The organism is Mycobacterium palustre, from assembly GCF_002101785.1.
GTDB lineage: Bacteria > Actinomycetota > Actinomycetes > Mycobacteriales > Mycobacteriaceae > Mycobacterium > Mycobacterium palustre.
Map to the genome: position 1 here is coordinate 1 of NZ_LQPJ01000012.1, position 6,671 is coordinate 6,671.

5 protein-coding genes and 2 pseudogenes are annotated in these 6,671 nt (G+C 72.6%); 6 read left to right on the forward strand and 1 reads right to left on the reverse strand.

The genetic code is table 11. The features are described from left to right. Window positions 1–82 precede the first annotated feature (82 nt). From AWC19_RS01170 to AWC19_RS31480, 4 genes and pseudogenes are all read left to right on the forward strand, one after another. Window positions 83–601 (forward strand): FxsA family protein, encoded by a 519-nt coding sequence (locus tag AWC19_RS01170; RefSeq protein ID WP_372508704.1) that lies wholly within the window; start codon window positions 83–85, stop codon window positions 599–601. A 38-nt stretch (window positions 602–639) separates the two neighbouring features. After that, complete coding sequence (locus tag AWC19_RS01175; RefSeq protein WP_085076281.1) at window positions 640–2,250, forward strand: amidohydrolase; 1,611 nt, start codon at window positions 640–642, stop codon at window positions 2,248–2,250. A gap of 196 nt (window positions 2,251–2,446) precedes the next feature. Further along, window positions 2,447–4,142 (forward strand): annotated as a pseudogene (lnt, locus tag AWC19_RS01180) (apolipoprotein N-acyltransferase); the annotation flags it as partial. Between the two features lie 88 nt (window positions 4,143–4,230). Then, window positions 4,231–5,055, forward strand: a pseudogene (locus AWC19_RS31480) (polyprenol monophosphomannose synthase); the annotation flags it as partial. Window positions 5,056–5,077: 22 nt separating this feature from the next. On the opposite strand, the gene rbpA reads toward AWC19_RS31480, so the two are convergent. After that, a complete protein-coding gene (gene rbpA, locus AWC19_RS01190; protein WP_085076284.1) occupies window positions 5,078–5,413 on the reverse strand; it encodes an RNA polymerase-binding protein RbpA in 336 nt (111 codons plus the stop codon). A 161-nt stretch (window positions 5,414–5,574) separates the two neighbouring features. Here rbpA and AWC19_RS29985 point away from each other — a divergent pair, with 161 nt between their 5' ends. Together AWC19_RS29985 and AWC19_RS01200 are read left to right on the forward strand one after the other, a co-directional pair. Next, complete coding sequence (locus AWC19_RS29985) at window positions 5,575–5,937, forward strand: hypothetical protein (RefSeq protein ID WP_085076285.1); 363 nt, start codon at window positions 5,575–5,577, stop codon at window positions 5,935–5,937. A gap of 273 nt (window positions 5,938–6,210) precedes the next feature. Then, a partial coding sequence (locus tag AWC19_RS01200; protein WP_142280908.1) for a beta-ketoacyl synthase N-terminal-like domain-containing protein occupies window positions 6,211–6,671 on the forward strand: 461 nt, incomplete at its 3' end.

Here is a 6,671-nt window from a genome sequence, read left to right on the forward strand (position 1 = left end):
GCCATGTTGCGCACCCGACAGCCCTACAACCCGGCCGGCAGCACCAACGCGGCTTGACAAACGCATTAGGGAGCCTCGTCTGTTGCTCATCTACGCAGTCGTCGAGCTCGCCGCGATCGCCGCCCTGGTCTGGACGGTGGGATGGGGCTGGACGCTGCTGGTGCTGTCGGCGAGCTTCCTGCTCGGGGCCTGCCTGTTGGCGCCGATGGCCGGTTCGCACCTGGCCCGCCAGCTCGGGCACCTGCGTTCCGGTGTGGCCGAACCGCGCAGCGCGGTCAGCGACGGCGCGCTGCTTACGCTGGCCGCCGTCTTGGTGCTGGCTCCCGGGCTGGTCACCACGGTGCTGGGATTGCTGCTCTTGATTCGGCCGCTGCGGTCGGCGGCCGCCCCCGGATTGGCCGCCGTGGCGATGCGCGGCCTGCGGCGCCGGGTGCCGGTGATCGCCGATGCGACGCTGTTCGGGGCCGACGTCCCGCGCGGCCACGCGGGCGAGGGCCGCGGCTACATCGACGGCGAGGTGGTGGACGTCCGGGACGTCCGCCCGCCGGCCCTGCCGAACGAGCCGCGCGGCGGGTTCCCCGGACAGCCCGCCTGGGACTAGTCGGCCCCGGTCGACCGCGCCGCACTAGCTTTAGCCTGATGACCGCGGACGACCCTCCCACCACGCTGCTGGTCAACGGCCGCATCCATAGCCCGACGCACCCCGACGCCACCGCCATGGCGACCCGGGGCGACGTCATCGTGTGGCTGGGCAGCGACGACGTGGGGCGCCACCAGTTTCCGGGCGCCGCCGTCGAGGACCTCGACGGCGGCTTCGTCGCGCCGGGATTCGTCGACAGCCACGTTCACCTGACCGCGACCGGCCTGACCATCAGCGGCCTGGACCTGCGGCCGGCCACATCGCGGGCGCAGTGCATCCGGATGGTCGCGGATTACGCGGCCGCCCACCCGGGCCGGCCGATTTGGGGGCACGGCTGGGACGAGTCGTCGTGGCCCGAGGGCGCGCCGCCGAGCACCGCCGACCTGGACGCCGCCCTCGGCGACCGGCCCGCGTACTTGACGCGCGTGGACGTCCACTCGGCGCTGGCGTCGACGGCCCTGCGGCGGCTGGTCCCGGGCCTGCCCGCCGCGACCGGTTTCAGCCCCGACCGCCCGCTGGCCGGCGACGCCCACCACCTGGTCCGCGCCGTCGCCCGCGACCTGCTGACCGCCGAACAGCTGGCGGAGGCCCGCGCCGCGGCGCTGGACGCCGCCGCGGCGGCCGGGATCGTCGCGGTGCACGAGTGCGCCGGCCCCCAGATCGGCGGCCTCGACGACTGGCTGCGGCTGCGCGACCTCGATCACGGCGTCGAAGTGATCGGCTACTGGGGCCAGGCGATCACCACCGCGGCCGAGGCGCGTGCCCTCAAACACGAGACCGGAGCGCGCGGGCTGGCCGGCGACCTGTTCGTCGACGGGGCGCTGGGGTCGCGCACCGCCTGGCTGCACGAGCCCTACACCGACGCGCCCGACCGCGGCGGCGCCTGCTACCTGGGCCCCGACGCCGTCGAGGCCCACGTGCGGGCCTGCACCGAGGCCGAGATCGCCGCCGGATTCCACGTCATCGGCGACGCCGCGGTGTCGGCGGCGGTCGACGCCTTCGAACGGGTCGTGGCCGACGTCGGGGTGACCGCCGTCGCCCGCTGCGGGCACCGCCTCGAGCACGTCGAGATGGTGACCGCCGAGCAGGCCGCGAAACTCGGCGCGTGGGGCGTCATCGCGAGCGTGCAGCCCGCTTTCGATGCGCTGTGGGGCGGCGTCGACGGCATGTACGCCCGCCGTCTGGGCGCCGAACGAGCCGGCCGGCTCAACCCCCTGGCGCTGTTAGCATCCCAAGGCGTGCCCCTCGCGCTCGGTTCCGACGCCCCGGTCACGTGCCTCGACCCGTGGCTGGGCGTGCGGGCCGCGGTCAACCACCACACCCCGGGCAGCGCGATCTCGGCGCGCGCCGCGTTCGCGGCCGCAACCCGCGGCGGCTGGCGCGCGGCCGGGGTCCGTGACGGCCAGGCCGGGACGCTGGCGCCCGGCGCGCCGGCCTCCTACGCCGTGTGGGACGCCGGGGACCTCGACGTGCATGCGCCGCGCGACGCCGTCCAGCGCTGGTCGACCGATCCACGCTCCCGGGTGCCCGCCCTGCCGCGCCTGGGCCCCCACGACCCCCTGCCGCGTTGCCGGCGCACCGTGCACCGAGGCGCTGTCATCTATGGCTAAAGAAGGGGTCGGCGACGACGAGCCCGCCGACGAGGGCGCCGAGGACTTCCCCATCCACCCCGACCCCGACCCGATCGGCGACGCAGCCGAATCGGAGTGGGACGAAGAACCCGCCGCCGTCCGCGCCGAGCCCGACGTCGAGCAGCCGCCCGACGGCCCGGGGGACGGTCCCGCGCCGGGGCGGCGGCTGGGCGCGATCCCGCGGCGGGCGCTCTCGGGGCTTGGCGTTGCGGCGGTCGCGCGGCTGCCCGCGATCCGGGCCGCGGTGTTGCCCCGGCTGCCGCGCCTGGCCCTCGCGGTCGCGGCCGGCCTGCTGCTGTTCGCCAGCTTCCCCGCGCTGAACTGGTGGTGGGCCGCCGTTGTCGCCGCCGCGCTGCTGGCCTGGGTGCTGATCCACCCCGCCACCACCCCCAGCGGCGGCTTCGGTTACGGATTCCTGTTCGGCCTGGCGTTCTATGTGCCGCTGCTGCCGTGGATCAGCAGCCTGGTCGGGGCGACGCCCTGGCTGGCGTTGGCGACGACCTGTGCGCTGTTTCCGGGGCTGTTCGGCCTGTGCGCCGTCAGCGTGCGGCGGCTGCCCGGCTGGCCGATCTGGTTCGCCGTGCTGTGGGCGGCCCAGGAGTGGTTGAAGTCGGTGTTTCCGTTCGGCGGGTTCCCCTGGGGGTCGGTGGCTTTCGGGCAGGCGCAGGGCCCGTTCCTGCCGCTGGCCCAGCTCGGCGGCGTCGCGCTGCTCTCGACGGCGATCATGCTCGTCGGCTTCAGCGCCACCGCCATCGCGCTCGAGATCGCGAAATGGTGGCGGGCCGGGCGCGAGGACGGCGGCCAGGACGGCAAGCCGCCCGCGGTGGTGCTGCCCGGCGTCTGCATCTGCCTGGTGCTGTTCGCCGCGGTCATCGTGTGGCCGCAGGTGCGGCATTCCGGCGCGGGAGCCGGCGGCGAACCCGCCGTCACCGTCGCGGTCGTGCAGGGCAACGTGCCGCGGCTGGGTCTGGACTTCAACGCCCAGCGCCGCGCGGTGCTCGACAACCACGTCCGCGAGACGCTGCGGCTGGCCGAGGACGTGCGCGCCGGCGCGGCACCCCAACCCCAATTCGTGATCTGGCCGGAAAACTCTTCGGACATCGACCCGCTCCTCAACGCCGACGCCGCGGAACAGGTCGCGCGGGCCGTCGCGGCCATCGGCGTGCCGATAGTCGTCGGCACCATCCTCGACCTGCCGGGCCGCACGCCCGAGAATTCGGCGTACACCAACACCGTGATCGTGTGGAACCCGGTCACCGGGCCCGCCGACCGCCACGACAAGGAGATCGTGCAGCCCTTCGGCGAGTACCTGCCCATGCCGTGGCTCTTCAAGCACCTGTCCGGATACGCCGACCGCGCGGGCCACATGGTGCCCGGCAAGAGCGGCGGCGTCGTGCACGTCGCGGGCGTGCCGGTCGGCGTGTCCACCTGCTGGGAGGTCATCTTCGACCGGGCCCCGCGCAAGGCGGTCCTGGGCGGCGCGCAGCTGCTGGCCGTGCCCAGCAACAACGCCACCTTCAACCAGACCATGAGCGAACAGCAGCTGGCGTTCGCCAAGGTTCGCGCCGTCGAGCACGACCGCTACGTCATCGTCGCCGGCACCACCGGGATCAGCGCCGTGATCGCGCCGGACGGCGCCGAGTTGGTCCGCACCGACTTCTTCCAGCCCGCCTACCTCGACATTCAGGTTCGGCTCAAGACCAAGCTGACCCCGGCCACGCGGTGGGCCCCGATCCTGCAGTGGGTGCTGGTCGCCGCGGCCGGGGCGGTCATTCTGGCCGGGATACGGCACAATGGGTGGTTCCCGCGTCCGATTCGCCTCAGGTCCGGGCCCCGGGGTGAAACCGACGACGCCGGTGCGGCCCCGGGCGAAACCCCGCCTGACCAGGGCGGCGACCACACTCCGCCGGACGGCGGCGATGACGACACCCCGCCCGACGAGGGCGGCCGACCTGACTTCGGGCGACACAGAGGAGCTACATGACCACCGGCCAGCCGGCGCCCCGCGTTCCGGGCAACCGTCCCAGCGAGCGCGTCCTGGTGATCATTCCGACGTTCAACGAGCGGGAGAACCTGCCGGTGATCCACGGGCGGCTGAAGGACGCGTGCCCCAACGCGCACCTGCTCATCGTCGACGACAACAGCCCCGACGGCACCGGCGACCTCGCCGACGAGCTCGCGGCCGCCGACCCGGAACGCACCCACGTCATGCACCGCACCGCCAAGGACGGCCTCGGCGCGGCGTACCTGGCGGGCTTTGCCTGGGGATTGAGCCGACAGTACTCGGTGCTGGTGGAGATGGACGCCGACGGCAGCCACGCGCCCGAGCAACTGCACCTGCTGTTGGACGCCGTGGACGCCGGGGCCGACCTGGCGATCGGCTCGCGCTACGTCGACGGGGGTGCGGTGCGCAACTGGCCGTGGCGGCGGTGGGCCCTGTCCTGGACGGCCAACACCTACGCGCGCCTGGCGCTGGGCATCGGCGTCCACGACATCACCGCCGGCTACCGCGCCTACCGCCGCGAAGTCCTCGAGACCATCGGCCTCGAAGGGGTCGACTCCAAGGGCTACTGCTTCCAGATCGACCTGACCTGGCGCACCGTCTGCAACGGGTTCGTCATCGCCGAGGTGCCGATCACCTTCACCGAACGCGAACTCGGCGTCTCCAAGATGAGCGGATCGAATATCCGCGAGGCGCTGGTCAAGGTGACCCGATGGGGCATCGAGGGGCGCCGGGCCAGGGGCGCGCGGACCGGCGTCATCCGTTCCGACAACCGCGGCTAGCCGGGCGGCCCGAAGGCCGCGCTCAGCCGCGCCGGCGCGACCGGATGATCTCGAGGCGCTCCTTGAGCAGCTCCTCGAGCTCCTCGATCGTGCGGCGCTCGAGCAGCATGTCCCAGTGCGTGCGCGGCGGCTTGACCTTCTTGGGCTCGGGCAGGTCGCCCTCGATCAGGGTGCCTTCCAAGCCGTTGCGGCACAGCCAGGTGCCGGGGATTTCGGCGTCGTCGGCGAACGGGACCTCGAATTCCTCGCCGTTCTCGGTGCGGTACCGCGCGATCTGGCGCGGCGCGAGGTCGTGGTTGCGGTCGGTCTCGTAGCTCACGGCTCCAAGGCGGCTGCCTCTCAGGACACGATCGGCCATGTGTGTGCTACTCCTTCAGATCCTTTTGGCTGTGGTGCGAATCTGCTCGCTTAGCAAACGTTATGACGGTCCGCGTAGTTCCCGGGCCGACACGCGGCATACGCGGCGCGAACCCCCATGATACCGGGATTGCGGAACGCTTCGGGCTAAAGTCGGCAGGCGTGACCCGCCGTGCCCGCCCGCAGCCCTGCCGCTGGTGCGGGCGAGACGTGACCGATTCGGGCATGGGGCGGCGCCGCCAGTACTGCCGGCAGTCCTGCCGTCAGCGGGCCTACGAGCAGCGGGCCACGCTGAGCCGCGGCCTGAACGCGGACGGGGCCGCCGCCCTGCCGCCCGACGCGGTGGTCCTCTCGGCCGACGACGCGGCGGACCTGTCGGACCGGGTGTACCAGGTGCGATGCGCGGCCGAGGATGTCGCGACCGCGCTCGACGAGGGCGCCGGGGCCGCCGAGCTGCGGGACCTGTGCGAAGTGCTGATCCGGGCCGCCCGGGCGGCCGACGGCTGGCGCCGCGCGGGTGTCTGACCAGTCGCGGACCGCCGCTCAACGACTCCGGGTACAGTCGCGCCAGGAAAGGCGCACCGGGTGTGCTCGGGCGTGCCCGTCAAAACCGGTCCGCCTCGACAAACCGGAATTATCGGACGTTTTTGAAATCCTGTCGGAGTTAGCCATACTCACCAGCGACATTCTTGTGTTGGAGAGCAGCACGGCGTGCGGCACCTTCCGTGGCTCTGTGGCAGCCGCATTTTGCGGTTAACAACGGCCAGCTGTCGGGCCGAGGGTTAGGCGAGGTAAGTGATGGTTGATCAACTCCAGCATGCGACCGAGGCGCTGCGCAAAGCGCTGGTCCAGGTGGAACGCCTGAAGCGGACCAACCGCGCGCTGCTGGAGCGGTCGAGCGAGCCGATCGCCATCGTCGGCATGTCGTGCCGCTTCCCCGGCGGGATCGACACCCCCGAGGGCCTCTGGCAGATGGTGGCCGACGGCCGCGACGTGATCTCGGATTTTCCCACCGACCGCGGCTGGGATCTGGCGGGCCTCTTCGACCCAGACCCCGACGCGCGCCACAAGACGTACGCGCGCACCGGCGGCTTCGTGGACGGCGTCGGCGATTTCGACCCGGCGTTCTTCGGGATCGCGCCCAGCGAGGCGCTGGCGATGGATCCCCAGCACCGGATGTTGCTCGAGCTGTCCTGGGAAGCCTTGGAGCGGGCCGGGATCGACCCCACGGGGTTGCGGGGCAGCGCCACCGGGGTGTT